Genomic DNA, 18,357 nt, shown 5'->3' on the forward strand with positions numbered 1-18,357 from the left:
GGATTTGTTATAACCTGAGTTCAATCTATTGAAAGCTGTAAATCAGATGATTATATCTTTTTGTTAGCAAATTTTGTCATTTCGAACGAAGCATGAGGAGGAATCTCATCCTACTGAGATGTCTCGTCGCTCATGCTTCGCTCTTTCGACATGACAAATGATTAAATATCTGTATTTTATATGAATATATTTTATTGAAATTTATATCGAACTCACGTTGTTATAAATAGAATGGCTCCAATCCAACTATTTAAAACCGTTGAAACGCTTAGGATTGTGCATTGGCTATGGTTTGCAAATATTCGATGGTGAATGGATTTATCCATTTTCTATAATTTCAATTTCTTCCCTGTAAGTGGTTTATAAAAGAATGAGGATATCCTATTTAATCTCATATAAATAGACCAAAGCATAAAAGACAAATTCTATCAATTTTGCTCTCTCACATTTTTAAAATCATTGTCTTAAAAAAAGTTTTACAATACTTTAGCATTTTTAACTTTTTGATTGGTAATGGCAATTTCCAAAACTTCAGACATATCGCTGACGTAATGAAAACGCAATCCTTTGATATAGTCTTTTTTAATCTCCTCTATATCGCGTTTGTTTTCTTCACAAAGGATAATATCTTTGATATTGGCACGTTTGGTCGCCAATATCTTTTCTTTTAAGCCACCAACGGGCAATACTTTGCCTCTAAGGGTGATTTCACCAGTCATTGCTAGTTTTTGTTTGACTTTTCTTTGGGTAAATAAAGAAAATAGACTCGTCAACATAGTGATACCAGCACTTGGACCATCTTTTGGTGTAGCACCTTCAGGCACGTGAATATGCACGTTGTATTTTTCAAAAATGTCAGGATTGATGTTAAATTTTTCTGCATTAGATTTGATGTATTCCATCGCAATGGTTGCAGATTCTTTCATCACTTTACCTAAATTGCCTGTAATGTTTAATTGACCTTTGCCTTTAGAAAGTGTAGATTCAATAAATAAAATATCACCACCAACAGCCGTCCAAGCAAGACCAGTTACCACTCCAGCGACTTGGTTGTTTTCATATAAATTGGCTTTGAGTTTGGGTGCACCTAAAATTTCTATAATGTCATCTTTGCTTAATTCTGGATTATAGGTTTCCTCTAATGCGATTTTTTTAGCAATCCCTCTAACCACCTTAGCTATTTGTTTTTCTAGCCCACGCACGCCAGATTCTCTAGTGTAACCTTCTACAATGCTTTGTATTTCTGGTTTATGCAGTTTTATTTGATCTTTGCTCAAACCATGTTCTTTAATTTGTTTAGGGATAAGATGTCTTTTGGCAATTTGAATTTTTTCTTCTACTGTGTAACCATTCACATTTATGATTTCCATACGATCTCTAAGAGCTGGTTGTATAGAACCTAAATTATTTGCAGTAGCAATAAACATCACCTTAGAAAGGTCATAACCCATTTCTAAAAAATTATCGTAAAAATCATTATTTTGCTCTGGATCAAGCACTTCAAGTAAAGCTGAAGCAGGATCGCCTTGCATACCTTGAGCTAACTTGTCTATTTCATCAAGAACAAAAACAGGATTAGAAGTTCCAGCTTTTTTGATATTTTGAACAATTCTACCTGGCATAGCACCAATATATGTTTTTCTATGACCTCTTATCTCAGCTTCATCGCGTAAGCCACCTAATGAAACTCTCACATATTTACGCCCAACTGCTTCAGCAATAGACTTCCCTAAAGACGTTTTACCTACACCAGGTGGTCCGTATAAGCAAAGAATAGGCGATTTCATGTCATTTCTCAATTTTAAAACCGCCAAATATTCAATGATACGTCTTTTTACATCTTCTAAGCCGTAGTGATCTCGGTCAAGTACACTTTGTGCTTTTTTAAGATCAAATTTATCTTGGCTGAAATTATCCCATGGTAAATCTAAAAGCAACTCTAAATAATTACGTTGAATAGAATGCTCTGGGACTTGAGGATTCATGCGTCTTAATTTTGCCAATTCTTTATCAAAATGCTTAGAAACCTCTTTAGACCATTTTTTGGATTTGGCTTTTTTCTGTAGCTCTTCAATTTCGTTTTCCTGAGAAACCCCTCCAAGTTCTTCTTGTATGGTTTTCATTTGCTGGTGCAAAAAATATTCTCGTTGTTGCTGATTGATGTCAGTTTGTACCTTAGATTGAATATCATTTCTTAATGCAAGTTTTTGATACTCTACATTCATTTGTTTTAGAGTAGCTAAAGCCCGTTCTTTAAGATTAGATATTTCTAACAATTTTTGTTTTTCATCAACATCTAAACTCATATTTGAAGAAATAAAATTGATAAGAAAGGAAGAACTTTCTATATTTTTTACTGCAAATGAAGCTTCTGTAGGAATGTTAGGACTTTCTTTGATGATGCGTAAAGCCAATGATTTTAACTCTTCAATAATGGTTGTAAATTCTTCCTCAACAATATCACTTAAATCCTCTGAAAATTCTGAAACTTTACTTTTTATGTAAGGTTCTTCGCTTACAACCTGTTCTATTTTAAATCTCTTTTTACCTTGAATGATTACAGTCGTATTACCATCGGGCATTTTTAAAACCCTAAGTATTTTAGCAACAACACCAACCCTATTTAAGTCTTTGAAAGTAGGTTCCTCTACCTCGTTATCAATTTGAGCGACTACACCTACAATTTTATTAGTGGCATTAGCGTTGTTTATAAGTTTGATTGATTTATCTCTGCCAGCAGTTATAGGTATTACCACTCCTGGAAATAGTACTGTATTTTTTAAAGGCAAAATCGGCAATTCGTCTGGTAAGGTTTCTGAATTGATTGCATCTTCATCTTCTGATGTCATCAACGGAATTAATTCTGCATCTTCGTCAAATTCTTGTGATGACAAATTGTCAATATTAAATATTTTTCTGTTACTCATAATTAAATTTTAGTCATGATGTCATATCAAAATTACTCAAATCTTCATAAAGATAGATATAACTTGTCTTGATACGTTTTTTTAAAATGATTACTTTAATAATCCAATTCCTATGCCAAAAACAAATGAAATGTATTTTTTCCGTTAAAATTATGGACTTGTAAGTTTATTGATTTTTTGTAAAGCATGCTCAATATTTTCGATATGCCCAAAATTTAATACCAATCTCAAACCATTTCTTGTTTTCTTTTCTTTCAAAATAAATTGATTTTGACTTTGTTGAATTTGAGCTAAAACTTGTCTAAATTGATTACTTTGGTAAAAAGATGATTCTTGGTTAGCAATAAAATAACCAATCATTTTATGTTGTTTGATGACTAATTTTTCAATTCCAACCTTAGCCGCAGTCCATTTTAACTTGACACTGTCTAATAAATCTATTACTTGAATAGGCAGGTCACCAAAACGGTCTTTGAGTTCATCTTTAAATGACTCTAACTTATCTGATGTTTTTATATCATTGAGTTTAGTATAAAGATTTAACCTCTCGGTGATGTTGTTGATATAATCGTCTGGAAAAAGTGTTTCAAAATCAGTGTCTATTTGAACATCTTTAACAAAATCTTTGTTTACATTCTGATTTTCAGATTTATATAAATCTTTAAATTCATTTTCCTTGAGTTCTTCTATGGCTTCATTAAGTATTTTTTGGTAAGTATCAAATCCGATTTCATTGATAAATCCGCTTTGCTCACCACCAAGCAAATCGCCTGCTCCACGAATTTCTAAGTCTTTCATTGCAATTTTGATTCCACTGCCCAAGTCAGAAAATTGCTCTAATGCTGTGATGCGTTTTCTGGCATCAGGTGTCATATTGATAAGACTTGGTGTGATGAGGTAACAAAATGCTTTTTTATTACTTCTCCCAACACGACCACGCATTTGATGTAAATCGGATACGCCAAAATGATTTGCATTATTAATTATTATAGTATTTGCATTGGTAATATCAAGACCACTTTCAATGATAGTTGTTGATACCAATACATCAAACTGACTATTCATAAAACTAAGCATCAATTGTTCTAATTTTTTACCTTCCATTTGACCATGACCAATTCCAATTTTAGCATCTGGCACTAAACGTTGAAGTAATCCTGCCACTTCATTAATATTTTCTATTCGATTGTGTATAAAAAAGAGTTGACCGCCACGTTGCAGTTCATAATTAATGGCGTCTCTAATGGCGTCTTCAGAAAATCGAATAACTCGAGTTTCGATGGGATAACGGTTTGGCGGTGGCGTTGTGATGGTTGATAAATCTCTGGCGACCATCAAGCTAAATTGTAAGGTTCTAGGAATTGGTGTTGCTGTTAAGGTTAAAGTATCTACATTAGTTTTAAAATTTTTGAGCTTGTCTTTTACGGCCACACTAAATTTTTGTTCTTCATCGATAATTAACAGACCTAAATCTTTGGATTTTAAATCTGAAAGCGTCTCTCGTTTTTCTTTTGCCGTTTTAAATCGATTGATGTAATCTATTGTAACAGGAAAGTCTTTCAAACGTTCCGAAAAAGTTTTGTGATGTTGAAAAGCCAAAATTGTGGTTGGCACTAAAACGGCAACTTGTTTTCCATTATCAACAGCTTTAAAAGCGACTCGTATAGCAACTTCAGTTTTACCAAAACCTACATCGCCACAAACAAGTCTGTCCATGGGTTGTTGGCTTTCCATGTCTTTTTTTACCGCTTCTGTTGCTGTACTTTGGTCTGGAGTATCTTCATAAATAAAAGAAGCTTCTAACTCGTGTTGCAAATAAGAGTCTGGTCCAAATTGAAAGCCTTTTTTTAATTTTCGCTTAGCGTAAAGTTTGATAAGGTCGAAAGCGATTTTTTTAACTCTGGTTTTTGTTTTTTGTTTGAGTTTTTTCCAAGCTTTACTACCAAGTTTATAAACTTTTGGGGCTTGACCGTCTTTGCCATTATATTTTGAAATTTTGTGTAAGGCGTGAATGTTTAGATATAAAACATCTCCTTCACCATAAACCAATTTGATGGCTTCTTGTGTGTTGCCATTTACTTCTATTTTTTGTAAACCTCCAAATTTGCCAATACCGTGGTCAATATGTGTCACGTAGTCGCCACGCTCAAGCTGTGTCAACTCCTTTAAGGTAATAGCTTGTTGTTTGGAGAATTTATTTTTAAGCTTAAACTTGTGGTAACGCTCAAAAATTTGATGATCGGTATAACAGACCAACTTACTATTATGGTCTATAAAACCTTCGTGTAAGCCCAAGACTAAAGTTTGGTAATTGGTAAACTGCATATCCTCAAAAATGTCGTGAAAACGTTGGGCTTGTTGTTGATTCAAGCGACAAATTACATTGGTGTAATCCGATTTTTGATGCTTTTCCAAATCATCAATCAGTAAATCAAATTTTTTATTGAAAGCTGGTTGAGGAGAAGTATGGCAAGTAAAAATAAAATTATCTGAAGCTCCTAAAAAATTTTGGTTGTGATATTGAATACAATTGAAATTTTGAAGTTGAGCTATCAACTCATCTCCATGACAAAACAATTCTGAAGGTTTAGAATAGCTAACATTTTCAGAAAGTTGTTTGAAATTATTTTCAGCTTTTTTAAATAATTCATTCAAGTCTGCTTTTAGCAATTCAGGATTTTCAGTTATTATCAAACTTTGTTGTTTGATATATTCCAAAAAACTTTGTCGTTTTTCCTGCACATATTTATTTTCAACATTAGGCATAATTGAAGCCTTGCTATGGGTTTGATTAGATAGTTGAGTCTCAATATCAAAAGTTCTGATACTTTCTATCTCATCACCAAAAAATTCAATCCGATAAGGCTCGTCATGGCTAAAGGAATAAATATCAATTATACCACCTCTCACAGAAAATTCGCCAGGTTTAGTAACAAAATCTACGCGTTTGAAGTCGTATTCAAAAAGAGTTTCATTTACAAAATCTAAATCTAATCGATCCCCGCGATTTATTTTTAAAGTATTTCGGCTTAATTCGCTCTTAGTAACTACTTTTTCAAATAAAGCATTAGGGTAAGTAACGATGATAACGGGTTTTTTTCCAGAGTTTAGTCTGTTAAGCACTTCTGCTCTGAGCAAGACATTGGCGTTGTCGGTTTCTTCAATTTCATATGGTCGGCGATAGCTACTTGGATAAAAAAGCACTTCTTCATGACCTAAAAAATCTTCTAATTCATTAAGGTGATAAGTCGCGGTTTCTTTATCTTTCAAAATAAAAATAAAGGGTAAATTGGCTTGTTTGAATAGTTCAATGGTGTAAAAACTTTTTGATGAACCAATCAAATTCTTAAGCTGAAATATCTTTGGATTTTGCTCCCTAATTTGAGACAATATAGGCTGAACCGAATTGGCTTTAGAGAACAGGTTTAAGAGTTCTGTTTTAGTCATATTTTTAAAAAGAAGCTACAAAAGTAAAGTATAAATTTTGATAAAAAAAAACCGTTCCAAGTTTGAAACGGTTTTTTGATATCATATAAAGTAAAATTTTTAACTCAACACCTCTTGAACTTTATCTGCGACTTCTTGAAATAAAACTGCACTTTCTACATTTAAGCCAGAATTGTCAATTAATTCTTTAGCCAAGTCAGCGTTTGTACCTTGAAGCCTAACAATGATTGGCACATTGATTTTATCACCAAGATTTTTGTAAGCTTCTACAACACCTTCTGCAACACGGTCACAACGTACAATTCCGCCAAAAATATTGATTAATATCGCTTCAACTTTTTCATCTTTAAGAATCAATCTGAAAGCTTCTTCAACACGTTTAGCATCAGCTGTGCCACCAACATCAAGGAAGTTTGCAGGTTCACCACCAGCTTGTTTGATCAAATCCATTGTTGCCATAGCTAAACCCGCTCCATTTACCATACAACCCACGTTACCATCAAGATTGACATAACTCAAGCCAGCTTCTTTAGCTTCAACTTCAGTTGGGTCTTCTTCTCTAATATCACGCATCGCTTGATAATCTTTATGTCTAAACAAAGCACTGTCATCTATGGTAACTTTAGAATCTACAGCCATTATTTTATCATCGCTGGTTTTTAGCACAGGATTAATTTCAAATAATGATGAATCTGAACCTTCATAAGCTTTGTATAGGTTTGTAACAAACTTGCACATTTCTTTAAAAGCTTGACCTGATAAACCTAAATTAAAAGCAATTTTTCGAGCTTGAAACGGCAAAATGCCTGTAGCAGGATCAATCACTTCAGTAAATATCTTATCTGGTGTTTTTTCAGCCACAGTTTCTATGTCCATTCCACCTTCAGGCGAATACATAATCATATTCCTACCTTTGGCACGATCGAGTAAAACTGACATATAATATTCTTCTGGTTCACTATCGCCTGGATAGTAAACATCTTCAGTAATCAAAACTTGATTTACTTTTTTGCCTTCTTTAGAGGTTTGTGGCGTGACAAGGTTCATGCCGATGATTTCATTGGCAATTTCCTTTACTTCTTTAAGATTTTTAGCCAACTTAACACCACCGCCTTTACCGCGACCACCAGCGTGAACTTGGGCTTTTATCACATGCCAACCCGTACCGGTTTCTTCTGTGAGTTTTTTGGTCGCTTCTACTGCTTCATCTGATGTTGTAGCTACTATACCGCGTTGAATATTTACACCAAAACTACTGAGTATTTCTTTACCTTGATATTCGTGAAGATTCATAATCTTTGTTTAAAAAATTTTAGATGCACAAAAGTAATAATTTATAAAGTTGAAACAAGATTTTTAACCCAAATTATGATTTAGCTTAATTTTAAGTCAATATCCTTAATGCATGGTTTACATTTGTAGCTGTTTTAATTAAAAGCAATATGAAAATAATTTGTATTGGTCGCAACTATACCGAACATATCAACGAGTTAGAAAACGAAAAACCCGATGATCCGGTTATTTTTATTAAACCAGATTCATCGGTTTTACCTAAATCGCATCCATTTGTGATTCCTGAATTTTCAAATGAAGTGCATCACGAAGTTGAGGTTATAGTCAAAATCAATAAACTCGGCAAATACATTCAGCCCAAATTTGCTCATAAATATTATCAAGAATTTGGATTGGGAATTGACTTTACAGCACGAGATTTACAATCAAAACTCAAAACTAAAGGCTTACCTTGGGAAAAGGCTAAAGGTTTTGACGGTGCAACACTTATCGGACGACAATGGTTTGATAAATCAGATTTTGATTTAAATAATTTGAATTTTTCTTTACTAAAAAACAACAAAATCGTTCAACAAGGCAATACCAAATTAATGCTTTGGAAAATCGATGAACTCATCGCTTATATCTCTCAGTTTTTTACTTTAAAAATAGGCGATATCATTTTTACAGGAACACCTTCTGGAGTAGGCAAAGTTGAAGAAAATGATGTTTTGATCGGAAAAATAGAAAATCAGTCAGTTTTTAAAGTTAATGTAAAATAAATGTACGCAGAAATTATAACCATAGGCGACGAGATATTAATCGGTCAAATTGTTGATACCAATTCAGCATTTCTCGGTCAACAACTCAACAAAATAGGAATTGAAATTATACAAATCACATCCATAAAAGATGAACAAAGTCATATTCTAAAAGCTTTGAAAGATGCTGAAACACGTGCCGATATTATCATTACTACTGGTGGATTAGGAGCAACCAAAGACGACATCACAAAACATACACTCTGCCAATATTTTAATGACGAATTGGTTTTAGACCAAAAGACACTTGAACACGTTGAAAATATTTTTGAAAAATATATAAGTCATCCTATTTTAGAAGCCAACCGCTCGCAAGCCTATTTGCCATCAAAATGTTTAGCACTTAACAATCAGTATGGCACAGCACCAGGAATGTGGTTTGAAAAAGACAACAAAGTCTTTATTTCAATGCCAGGCGTGCCTTATGAGATGAAAGCTTTGATGAGAAATGAAGTCATACCAAGACTTAAAGACCGTTTTAATCGCCCGTTTATTCTTCATAAAACCGTTTTAACTTACGGTCTTGGAGAAAGTGCCATTGCCGACAGAATTGAAGATTGGGAAAACAACTTACCAAATTTCATCAAATTGGCTTACTTGCCAAGCTTAGGCAGAGTGAGATTAAGATTAACCGCTCGTGGCGATGATGAAAAATTATTGCAAAATACTATTAATCAAGAAATTGAAAAATTGCACAAACTCATTGGTGATATCATCAAAGGTTACGAAGATGAAAACAGCATAGAAGAAAACATCGCTAAAAGCTTAACCGAAAAACATCTCACCTTAGCTACAGCCGAAAGTTGCACTGGCGGTCGTTTAGCGACAAAATTTACCGAAATTCCAGGTGCATCGGCTTATTTTAAAGGCAGTATTGTGAGTTATGCCACTTCAGCAAAACACGACGTATTAGGAATCTCAAAACAATTTATTGAAAAATATTCAGTGGTAAGTGCTGAAATTACTAAAGAAATGGCCAAACGTGTTCAAAAAATGTTCAAAGCAGATATTGCAGTCGCAACAACAGGAAACGCAGGTACAACAAAAGGCGATAGCGATGCGGAAATCGGCACAGTTTTTATAGCTTTGGCTTATCAGTCTGAAGTTGTCGTCGAAAAATTTAATTTTGGTACCCATAGGGAACGCGTGACCCAAAAAGCCGTCAACAAAGCTTTAGAAATGCTTTATGACCAAATAAAAGTCTAAGAGTTATGAGCAACAACATCAATATCAAAAATAGAAAAGCCAAATTCCAATACGAAATTTTGGATAAATATACCGCAGGCATCAAACTTGTTGGCACTGAAATCAAATCAATTCGTGAAGGCAAAGCCTCTATTGCTGAAAGCTTTTGCGAGTTCAACGATAGAGGTGAACTGTTTGTGATCAATATGCATATTGAAGAATATTCTCACGCTACGCATTTTAATCACAAACCTAAAAGCGAACGTAAACTTTTATTACAAAAAAAAGAACTCAAAAAGCTGCACAAAGAAGTTAGAAACACAGGTTTAACTATCATTCCTTTGCGTCTATTCATTAATGACAGAGGGATTGCTAAACTAGTTATTGCACTTTGTAAAGGGAAAAAACTCTATGATAAACGAGAGGATATTAAAAAACGCGATACCAAAAAACGTTTAGACCGCATTAAAAAAGCATTTAACAATTAAAGATTTTATTAAAAATATACCTATAAAAAATTAAAAACTAATCACTTTTTTGCTTGACCTTTTTGTTTGGGGTTATATTTAAAAAAGCGATACCGTTAAGGCAAAGATTGGTTTTTCAACTCAACTATTTTGCAGGGTATCGCTTAATTGGGCATAGTGGAACTGCTTACTCAATTCCTCTACAAATCAAAATAGTGCATTAGGGCAAGTCTTTGAAGTAAGTCTAAAGATACTGGCAACACTATTCTAAATTAAACTAAGTTTAAAGCCCTCGTTAAAGGAAACAGACCAATACAGTATCTTTAAATACTTAGTCTATTTGCTAAAAAAGCCCTTAGAGATGTAAAAGCTTTTAGTTTGCTCAAATTTACTTATCGTTAAATAAGTAGAACACAAATCTACGATAATTAAAATAAGCCCTCAAAAACACGAAAAATTGAAGTCGTCGGATAATGGTCGGACAAATTAATTTTAAAAAACCTCAACACTCTGTAAATAAGCTTATTGAGGTCATTTATTGCGGAGAAAGAGGGATTCGAACCCCCGGTACCTTGCGGTACAACGGTTTTCAAGACCGCCGCATTCGACCACTCTGCCATTTCTCCATCTTTTTGCAAAGCGAGTGCAAAGATAATAAGCTTTCTATTTCTACAAAATAAAAATGAAAGAATTATCTAAGTATTTTAAATGTCAATCATTTGGGCTAAATCGTCAAAATTCATTTTATCTGAAAGCAGCATCATTTTATAAAAATTTGACGGGTTTAAGTCATCGCCAAGCAATCTTAAAACGATAAAACCTTTGCTATTATCGTTAGCATAAATAACTATCTCTTGAACTTTGTCTTCTAAATCGTCTGCATACATCTTCATCTGTCGACCTTTGTCATTAACTGACATCAATTGTTGACTACTAAACTCTTTTGATAAAATTGTTGTGAGCTGTGTGCGTTTTTCTACATAATAGTCTTCTTTCGTGTTGTCTTTTTTAAAGGCGAGAAGATTAACCTTTCTGACATCTTTAAAGAGTGATTGCTGTTCTTCAGACAGGTCTTCAAAATTGTCTATGAATGTTTTGAGCGAAAAGTCTAAACTGATAAAGTTTTCGTCGTCTTTATGGTCAACCATATAGGTTTGCAGAGAATTGGTTTGACAAGATATCAAAACCAAGAGACTGAGGCATAATGTGATTATAGTTTTCATAATTGAGATTTTATTTTTTGTTTAAAGAATCAGCACCAGGCACTTTTAGGTCTTTGGCTAATTTTGAAACTTGACGCAAATCAATTAAACCATTGATGATAATAACGACAGTTTCTCCATTGTCATCAATTCCATTGACGTGCATAAATAATTGTTTGACTTCGTCATCAGTATTACCAGGTTTAAAGTGAAAAGTTACATGTTTCCCGTCTTCATTGACACGCATCAATTCTTCAAGATTATTATTCTTAATATATGACTTTGCATCACCGTTAAGTTCATTACTCATTTTTGAGTCGTTAGTCTTTAAAACTTTGATATTTTCAAGATTATTGATAAGCTTGACATACTCTTGGGTCTCTTTATCTTTACTGTCTAAATCAAGTCTGCTCATTAATTTAAACATATTTTTATTGATAATCACTGAGCTTACACTCGGGTTATTTTCGTATCGTTCAAAGTCTTGTGCTTGGACAAAACTCGCAAATAAAACAGCTGATATGGTAATTAAAATTGTTTTCATCGTTTTTGTATTTAAATTAAGGTTTAAGTTTATCAATGTATTTTGTTTTGATTTCTTCTAAAGTTGAAAGATTTTGAATGTCTTTGGTGTTGGAATTGATATGACTTCCTATCAGTTCAAAAACTTTTATGGTTTCTTGCAAGGCCAATTCTGGGTCGTCATAAGTGCCTAAATCTTTAGTGCTATTTCGGTGATTATAAAACCAAGCTCCAGCAAGACAGACTAACAATATAGCGACGTATTTGTAAAATGGTTTAAAAGACTTTTTCGCTTTTGGCTTAAAAGATTGTTGAGGTTTTGCTGTCTTGCTGTTTTCAAAATAGCTAAACATATTTTGATAGACCTGCCATTCAGGTTTAACCTTGTTGTTTATAAAATATTGAGCAAGTAGTTGTTCTTCTTCAATATGTGTTTTGCCTTCAAGGTATTTGTCTATCAATTGGCTGATGTCATGCTCTGTTTTCATTTTTTTGTTGTTTTGAAAGTCGTTCTACTAAATTTTTTCTCGCTCTCGACAAAGTAACACGCACTGCCGTTGGTTTCATATCCATTATTTCGCAAATTTTATCATAATCGTATCCTTCTATTTGACGCAAATGCAAAACCATACTTTGTGCTTTGGGCAAGGTTTTCATCATAGCTTCTACTCTATTCCAATCTTGTTTAGCTTCTAATTGTTGATGCGGATCTGCCGAGCTATTTTCATAATTGGTATGCACCAATCTCAAGTTATTATTAGCTTTGAGTTTTAACTGGTCTAAACAATGATTTTTGGTCATAGTCATTGCATAGGCTTCTATATTTTTAATATTTTCAAGTCCGTTTTTTTGGTTCCACAATTTAATCATCACTTCTTGCGTAGCGTCTTCTCTTGCATCAGATGAAGTTAACAAGCGTTTAGACAACCTGAAAATCTTTTGTTGTATTGGAATGACTAAACGATTAAATTCTGAAACTTTCATATTTATTGGTTACACTTTCTCGACGAGTTGATATTAATTTTGTTACAATAATTATTAAAAATATGGTATTTTTTTAATTAATTGATAAGCCTAAACAGATTTGCTCTCAAATTAGGGATAATCGAAAAAATACAGCTGATAACCCAACTCGAAGCTCATTAATATTATAACAATACTTTTAGAAATTGAGTTAAAATTGTAAATTTAGCGTAACAATTTGTAAAAGTTTAGACCTATTGTGGTGTTGAAAAATATGAAAATAAGTTATCGCAAAGGATTTTTATGTGATATAATAAATTGTATTTTTACGCATTATTTTTAGCACATGGGAAAAATTATAGCTATAGCTAATCAGAAAGGCGGTGTTGGTAAAACAACTACAGCAGTAAACTTGGCTCAAAGACTTGGCGTTTTAGAAAAGAAAGTCTTGTTGATTGATGCCGATCCACAAGCCAATGCGACTTCTGGTTTGGGCATTAATGTTGACGAGGTTGAAAACAGCAGTTATCAACTTCTAGAACACACGCAGGAAGCTAAAAACTTAGTCGTTTCTACAGATTCGCCAAACTTAGATTTGATTCCAGCACATATTGATTTAGTCGCCATTGAAATAGAATTGGTAGATCAAGATAATCGTGAGCAAATGCTAAAAATGGCAATTGATGATTTGCGTTCTCTCTATGATTACATTATTATAGATTGTGCACCATCTTTAGGCTTGCTGACTTTGAACGCGTTGACGGCTTCTGATTCCGTGCTAATTCCGATACAATGCGAATATTTTGCTCTTGAAGGTTTGGGTAAATTGTTGAATACCATAAAAAGTGTTCAAAAATTGCACAATCCTAATTTAGATATTGAAGGCTTATTGCTTACCATGTATGATGCACGTTTAAGATTGTCTAACCAAGTGATTGATGAAGTAAAAAAGCATTTTGCTGATATGGTGTTTGACACTATCATACAACGTAATGTGCGGTTGAGCGAAGCCCCGAGTTACGGTGAAAGCATTATAAAATATGACGCTGCAAGTCGTGGTGCTAATAACTACTTGAGCCTTGCCGAAGAATTATTAAAACAAAATCAAACTTAAATTTTATACTAAAGCCAAAAAAAAACAAGCTTTAGGACGTGGACTTTCAGCCTTACTGAATGATCCAGAACAGGATATTAAATCTGTTGAAGATGAAAATGCTGATAAAGTTGTTGGCAGTATAGTTGAATTAGAACTTGCTCATATTGAAGTAAATCCGTTTCAGCCACGTAGTAGTTTCAATGAAGAACATTTAGAAGAATTAGCTTCTTCTATTCGTGAACTTGGTGTGATACAACCCATTACCGCCAGGAAAATAGACCGCAACCAATACCAGTTGGTGTCTGGTGAGCGTCGTTTTAGAGCATCTAAACTTGCTGGACTTCAAACTATTCCGGCTTATATCAGAATTGCCAACGATCAAGAAGCTCTGGAAATGGACTTGGTTGAAAATATACAACGCCAAGATTTAGACCCGATTGAAATTGCTTTGTCTTACCAAAGATTGATTGATGAAATCGATTTAACTCAAGAGCAAATGAGTTCACGTGTAGGAAAAAAACGCTCAACTATTACCAATTATCTAAGATTGCTCAAACTTGACCCTATAATTCAAACCGGAATGCGTGATGGATTTGTCACTATGGGTCATGGCAGAGCTTTAGTGAATATTGATGATTCCAAAACACAAATCAAAATTTATCAAAAAATATTGAAAGACAAACTTTCAGTGAGAGCAACCGAAGATTTGGTAAGACAACACAATCAAAAAGGCGAAACAACACAAAAAACAGACGTCCAACCAAAATCTTTTAGTGTTGAAAAAAAACATATTTCAAAATTTTTTGGAACTAAAGTTGACATAAAAGTGAACCAAAAAGGCAATGGCAGAATCATTATTCCGTTTGCATCTGAAGAAGATTTGAATCGTATTCACGAGTTATTGAATAAATAATTTAAACCTTGAAAAACACAATTTTCATAGCTATCGTCATTTGCTTTGTAGGAAATATTTTTGCTCAAAATGATAGTATTCCTGTCAACGAAGAGCTACAATTTGACAAAGCCGTTGATAGCAAAAGTTTTGAAGCCAATCCATTTGATGCTAATGCTCCAGCAAAAGCCGCATTTTATTCTGCGGTATTGCCTGGTTTAGGTCAAGCTTATAACAAAAGCTATTGGAAAATTCCTTTAGTTTACCTCGCAATTGGAACACCTATGTATTTTTATTTTGATAATAATTCAAAATACAACCGTTACCGCGATGCCTATAAAAGTCGATTGGCTGGTTTTGAAAACGACGAGTATATTGGAATTTTAAGCGATGATGATTTAGTAGAAGCCCAGAAATTATTCAGAGAAAACAGAGATTTATCATTATTATTAACCATCGCGACTTACATTCTCAATATTATTGATGCTAATGTAGAAGCCCATTTAAACCAATTTAATATCTCTGATGATTTATCTTTGCGACCACATCAAGTTCAAAACTTTTCAACGGGTCAACAGGCTTTTGGTTTATCGTTAAATTTAAAATTAAACTGATGAAAATAGCACTTTTAGGATACGGAAAAATGGGACAAAGCATTGCTGAAATAGCCAAAGAGCAAAATCATAACATCGTTTATAAAACCAATAATAAACCTGATTTCGAACAAGTCAAAAAAGCCGATGTAGCCATTGAATTTAGCATTCCTGAAGTCGCTTTTTACAATATTTCAGAATGTATCAAACACCAAATTCCTGTGATTTCTGGCACTACAGGTTGGTTAGACAAGTTTGATACCGCTAAAAAATTAGCTAAACAACATCAGTCTAAATTTTTATATGCATCTAATTTTAGTATTGGTGTAAATTTGTTTTTTAAACTCAATACCATGTTAGCTAAAATTATGAAAACCCAACAAGATTACAAGGTAGATATTTCTGAAATTCATCACCTTGAAAAAAAAGATGCTCCAAGTGGTACGGCTATCAGTTTAGCTAAACAAATCATAGAGCATTCTGATTATAAAACATGGTCGCATCCACCTAAATCAAATAACAACTTAGATATTCCTATCGAAGCTTATAGAGAAAAAGGAATTTTTGGTACGCACATAATCAGTTACAAATCTAAAATTGACGATATTGAAATCAAACACACCGCACACAGCAGAAAAGGATTTGCTCTCGGAGCCGTTTTAGCCGCAGAATGGCTTGTGAATCACAATAAATACGGTTGCTTTGATATGAGCGACGTTCTTAATATTTAAAAATCTTACATTAAATCCTATGAATTTATTTGACATTTTAATTCTAATCTTGATAATTCAAGTCATCCATTTTTTAGGGACTTGGAAGTTGTATAAACGTGCAGGTCGCTCAGCTTGGCAAGCCATAATTCCTGTTTATAATGCTTATATTTTAATGAAAATTATCAATAGACCGTGGTGGTGGATATTTTTATTATTCATCCCCATTGTTCAACTATTGATGTTTCCTGTGATTTGGATTGAAACCGCAAAAAGTTTTGGTTATAATGACACAAAAGATGGGATTTTGGCAGTCGTAACTTTAGGATTGTACATCTACTATATCAATTACTTTACCACTAGCGAATATGAAGGAAATCGAGAGCTAAAAGCCAAAACCAAAGCTGGTGAAACCCTCGGTTCTATTGTTTTTGCCGTGGTTGCAGCAACGATAGTTCACACGTATTTTATACAACCTTTTACCATTCCGACGTCTTCACTTGAAAAATCCTTACTTGTTGGCGATTTTTTGTTTGTAAGTAAGTTTCATTACGGTGCAAGAACACCTGGAACAGCCTTGGCTTTTCCAATGGTTCACGACACTATTCCTGGGCTTAAAATCAAATCTTATGCCAATAAACCACAGTCGCCGATGTTTCGTTTGCCTGGATTTGAAGATGTAAGTCGCAATGATATTGTCGTTTTTAATTTGACCATAGATACCGTACGTATTTTGGATATTCTGGACCTAAAAACTATTTAAAACCCATCGATAAAAAATCAAATTACGTTAAGCGAGCTGTTGGTGTTGCTGGTGATTCTTTAGAAATTAAAAATGGAAAAGTTTACACCAACGGGCAACCGCTTCAACTTCCTGAACGAGCTGATCTGCAGTATTCCTATATCATCAAAGGTGATAATTTTAACCTAAATACTTTACAAAACCGTTATGATATTACAGACGGTTTTGGATTTATCAATAGAGAGCAAGGCATTTTTAAAGCCATTGCTATTCCCAACTCAAAAATTGAACGCTTTAAAAAATTACCAAATGTGCAATCGGCAGTTAAAGACATTTGGAGTAAAACAGATACAAAACCTTCAAAAAAAGTATTTCCAAATCAAGCTAAACGCGATTGGAATCGTGATAATTTTGGCCCAATTTATATTCCTGAAGCTGGTCAAACAGTTGATATCGATACCAATAGCGTGGACTTTTACAAACGTATCATAGAAGTTTATGAAGGTCGTGAAATGGGTGAAACACAAAATATAAGCATCAAAGGCAACCAAGTTTTACTCAATGAAGAACCGATAACAAGCTATACATTTAAACAAAACTATTATTGGATGATGGGTGATAATCGCCATAACAGTGAAGACAGCCGATTTTGGGGTTATGTTCCTGAAAACCATATTGTAGGAAAACCTGTTTTTATTTGGTTGAGTTTAGACCCAAACAAATCGGGCTTAAGCAAAATTCGTTGGGACAGAATGTTTACCACAGTTTCAGGTGAAGGCAAACGCGTGTCTTATTTACCTTATTTTCTTATCGGTTTGGTTTTAATTATAGGATTTAGTTATTTTAGAAAAAAACGAAAATCTTAAATGTCACATGCCATTTTTTGTTTACCGTATTTTGGACCTATAAGTTTTTATAAATCACTTGTAGAGTATAAAGAAATTTATATTGAAGCGACTGAAAATTATCAAAAACAGTCTTACAGAAATCGCCAAAATATTTATGGTGCTAACGGTAAATTAATGTTGAATATTCCTGTAAAACACAGCGGTTCAAAACAACGTTTAAAATACCGAGAAAGTCAGATTGAAAATGATTTTTATTGGCAAAATTTGCATTTTAAATCCTTAGAAACTGCTTATCGTACATCGCCGTATTTTGAATTTTTTGAAGATGATATCGAGCCACTTTTTAAAGAAAAATTCAATTCTTTGTTTGACTTTAATCTGAATTGCTTTAAAACTACTTTAGATTTATTAGACTTAGATATCAAGATTGAAATGACATCTGAATATGTAGAAAAGTATAACGACATTGATGATCAAAGAGAACTTATCAAGGCCAAGTCAAAAACAGATTATAACATCAAACCATATCATCAAGTCTTTGAAGATAAATATGGTTTTATCTCTAATCTTAGCATTTTAGATTTGCTTTTTAACTTGGATCCTGAGAGTGTGAATTATCTAAAAAATTTATAGTTGTATTTCAGTTATCACCAAATAATGATCTTAATAA

15 protein-coding genes, 1 tRNA gene and 1 pseudogene are annotated in these 18,357 nt (G+C 33.4%); 9 read left to right on the plus strand and 8 right to left on the minus strand.

Features of this window, described 5'->3' with window-relative positions; all coding sequences use genetic code 11:
- Positions 1-476: 476 nt before the first annotated feature.
- The 3 genes from lon to sucC all read right to left on the minus strand — a co-directional run bounded on the left by lon (position 477) and on the right by sucC (position 7,667).
- Entirely contained in the window at positions 477-2,927 is a 2,451-nt protein-coding gene (gene lon, locus IGB25_RS06025; protein WP_211066593.1) for an endopeptidase La, read from the minus strand.
- A 150-nt stretch (positions 2,928-3,077) separates the two neighbouring features.
- Positions 3,078-6,374, minus strand: coding sequence for a transcription-repair coupling factor (gene mfd / locus IGB25_RS06030; protein ID WP_211066594.1), 3,297 nt, complete (start codon positions 6,372-6,374; stop codon positions 3,078-3,080).
- A gap of 99 nt (positions 6,375-6,473) precedes the next feature.
- Positions 6,474-7,667, minus strand: coding sequence for an ADP-forming succinate--CoA ligase subunit beta (gene sucC, locus IGB25_RS06035; RefSeq protein WP_211066595.1), 1,194 nt, complete (start codon positions 7,665-7,667; stop codon positions 6,474-6,476).
- A 149-nt stretch (positions 7,668-7,816) separates the two neighbouring features.
- Here sucC and IGB25_RS06040 point away from each other — a divergent pair, with 149 nt between their 5' ends.
- Genes IGB25_RS06040 through smpB form a run of 3 tightly spaced genes read left to right on the plus strand, consistent with a single transcriptional unit; the run spans position 7,817 to position 10,140 of the window.
- On the plus strand, positions 7,817-8,428 hold the full coding sequence (locus IGB25_RS06040) for a fumarylacetoacetate hydrolase family protein (protein ID WP_211066596.1): 612 nt from the start codon (positions 7,817-7,819) through the stop codon (positions 8,426-8,428).
- Positions 8,429-9,673 carry a competence/damage-inducible protein A gene (locus IGB25_RS06045; protein ID WP_211066597.1) on the plus strand — a complete coding sequence of 415 codons (1,245 nt, stop codon included), beginning with the start codon at positions 8,429-8,431 and terminating at the stop codon, positions 9,671-9,673.
- A gap of 5 nt (positions 9,674-9,678) precedes the next feature.
- Complete coding sequence (gene smpB, locus IGB25_RS06050; RefSeq protein ID WP_211066598.1) at positions 9,679-10,140, plus strand: SsrA-binding protein SmpB; 462 nt, start codon at positions 9,679-9,681, stop codon at positions 10,138-10,140.
- Positions 10,141-10,660: 520 nt separating this feature from the next.
- Here the strand turns inward: smpB and IGB25_RS06055 are convergent.
- The 5 genes from IGB25_RS06055 to IGB25_RS06075 form a co-directional block, all read right to left on the minus strand.
- A tRNA-Ser gene (locus IGB25_RS06055) sits at positions 10,661-10,745 on the minus strand.
- Positions 10,746-10,823: 78 nt separating this feature from the next.
- On the minus strand, positions 10,824-11,342 hold the full coding sequence (locus IGB25_RS06060; RefSeq protein ID WP_211066599.1) for a DUF4252 domain-containing protein: 519 nt from the start codon (positions 11,340-11,342) through the stop codon (positions 10,824-10,826).
- Between the two features lie 10 nt (positions 11,343-11,352).
- Positions 11,353-11,865, minus strand: a complete 513-nt coding sequence (locus IGB25_RS06065; RefSeq protein WP_211066600.1) for a DUF4252 domain-containing protein — start codon at positions 11,863-11,865, stop codon at positions 11,353-11,355.
- Positions 11,866-11,881: 16 nt separating this feature from the next.
- Complete coding sequence (locus IGB25_RS06070) at positions 11,882-12,331, minus strand: hypothetical protein (protein ID WP_211066601.1); 450 nt, start codon at positions 12,329-12,331, stop codon at positions 11,882-11,884.
- On the minus strand, positions 12,315-12,827 hold the full coding sequence (locus IGB25_RS06075) for an RNA polymerase sigma factor (protein ID WP_211066602.1): 513 nt from the start codon (positions 12,825-12,827) through the stop codon (positions 12,315-12,317). The genes IGB25_RS06070 and IGB25_RS06075 overlap by 17 nt, the downstream gene beginning before the upstream one ends.
- 325 nt (positions 12,828-13,152) lie before the next feature.
- On the opposite strand from IGB25_RS06075, the gene IGB25_RS06080 reads away from it, so the two are divergent.
- The 6 genes and pseudogenes from IGB25_RS06080 to IGB25_RS06105 all read left to right on the plus strand — a co-directional run bounded on the left by IGB25_RS06080 (position 13,153) and on the right by IGB25_RS06105 (position 18,320).
- Positions 13,153-13,920 carry a ParA family protein gene (locus IGB25_RS06080; protein ID WP_211066603.1) on the plus strand — a complete coding sequence of 256 codons (768 nt, stop codon included), beginning with the start codon at positions 13,153-13,155 and terminating at the stop codon, positions 13,918-13,920.
- Positions 13,910-14,815: a ParB/RepB/Spo0J family partition protein gene (locus tag IGB25_RS06085; protein WP_211066866.1), complete on the plus strand. Its 906-nt coding sequence runs from the start codon at positions 13,910-13,912 to the stop codon at positions 14,813-14,815. Before IGB25_RS06080 ends, IGB25_RS06085 begins: the two co-directional genes overlap by 11 nt.
- 8 nt (positions 14,816-14,823) lie before the next feature.
- Positions 14,824-15,408 (plus strand): DUF5683 domain-containing protein, encoded by a 585-nt coding sequence (locus tag IGB25_RS06090; protein ID WP_211066604.1) that lies wholly within the window; start codon positions 14,824-14,826, stop codon positions 15,406-15,408.
- Positions 15,408-16,118, plus strand: coding sequence for a 4-hydroxy-tetrahydrodipicolinate reductase (gene dapB, locus IGB25_RS06095; RefSeq protein ID WP_211066605.1), 711 nt, complete (start codon positions 15,408-15,410; stop codon positions 16,116-16,118). The genes IGB25_RS06090 and dapB overlap by 1 nt, the downstream gene beginning before the upstream one ends.
- Before the next feature lie 19 nt (positions 16,119-16,137).
- Positions 16,138-17,705, plus strand: a pseudogene (lepB, locus tag IGB25_RS06100) (signal peptidase I).
- Entirely contained in the window at positions 17,706-18,320 is a 615-nt protein-coding gene (locus IGB25_RS06105) for a WbqC family protein (RefSeq protein ID WP_211066606.1), read from the plus strand. It begins immediately after the preceding pseudogene.
- The last annotated feature ends 37 nt before the right edge of the window (positions 18,321-18,357 follow it).

The sequence above is a fragment of the Flavobacterium sp. CS20 genome (genome assembly GCF_018080005.1).
Lineage (GTDB): Bacteria > Bacteroidota > Bacteroidia > Flavobacteriales > Flavobacteriaceae > Psychroflexus.

Excerpts from the sequence above, each read along its gene's own strand:
- lon (WP_211066593.1), bottom strand. The coding sequence starts at position 2,927 with ATGAGTAACAGAAAAATATTTAATATTGACAATTTGTCATCACAAGAA.
- mfd (WP_211066594.1), bottom strand. The coding sequence starts at position 6,374 with ATGACTAAAACAGAACTCTTAAACCTGTTCTCTAAAGCCAATTCGGTT.
- sucC (WP_211066595.1), bottom strand. The coding sequence starts at position 7,667 with ATGAATCTTCACGAATATCAAGGTAAAGAAATACTCAGTAGTTTTGGT.
- IGB25_RS06040 (WP_211066596.1), top strand. The coding sequence starts at position 7,817 with ATGAAAATAATTTGTATTGGTCGCAACTATACCGAACATATCAACGAG.
- IGB25_RS06045 (WP_211066597.1), top strand. The coding sequence starts at position 8,429 with ATGTACGCAGAAATTATAACCATAGGCGACGAGATATTAATCGGTCAA.
- smpB (WP_211066598.1), top strand. The coding sequence starts at position 9,679 with ATGAGCAACAACATCAATATCAAAAATAGAAAAGCCAAATTCCAATAC.
- IGB25_RS06060 (WP_211066599.1), bottom strand. The coding sequence starts at position 11,342 with ATGAAAACTATAATCACATTATGCCTCAGTCTCTTGGTTTTGATATCT.
- IGB25_RS06065 (WP_211066600.1), bottom strand. The coding sequence starts at position 11,865 with ATGAAAACAATTTTAATTACCATATCAGCTGTTTTATTTGCGAGTTTT.
- IGB25_RS06070 (WP_211066601.1), bottom strand. The coding sequence starts at position 12,331 with ATGAAAACAGAGCATGACATCAGCCAATTGATAGACAAATACCTTGAA.
- IGB25_RS06075 (WP_211066602.1), bottom strand. The coding sequence starts at position 12,827 with ATGAAAGTTTCAGAATTTAATCGTTTAGTCATTCCAATACAACAAAAG.
- IGB25_RS06080 (WP_211066603.1), top strand. The coding sequence starts at position 13,153 with ATGGGAAAAATTATAGCTATAGCTAATCAGAAAGGCGGTGTTGGTAAA.
- dapB (WP_211066605.1), top strand. The coding sequence starts at position 15,408 with ATGAAAATAGCACTTTTAGGATACGGAAAAATGGGACAAAGCATTGCT.
- IGB25_RS06105 (WP_211066606.1), top strand. The coding sequence starts at position 17,706 with ATGTCACATGCCATTTTTTGTTTACCGTATTTTGGACCTATAAGTTTT.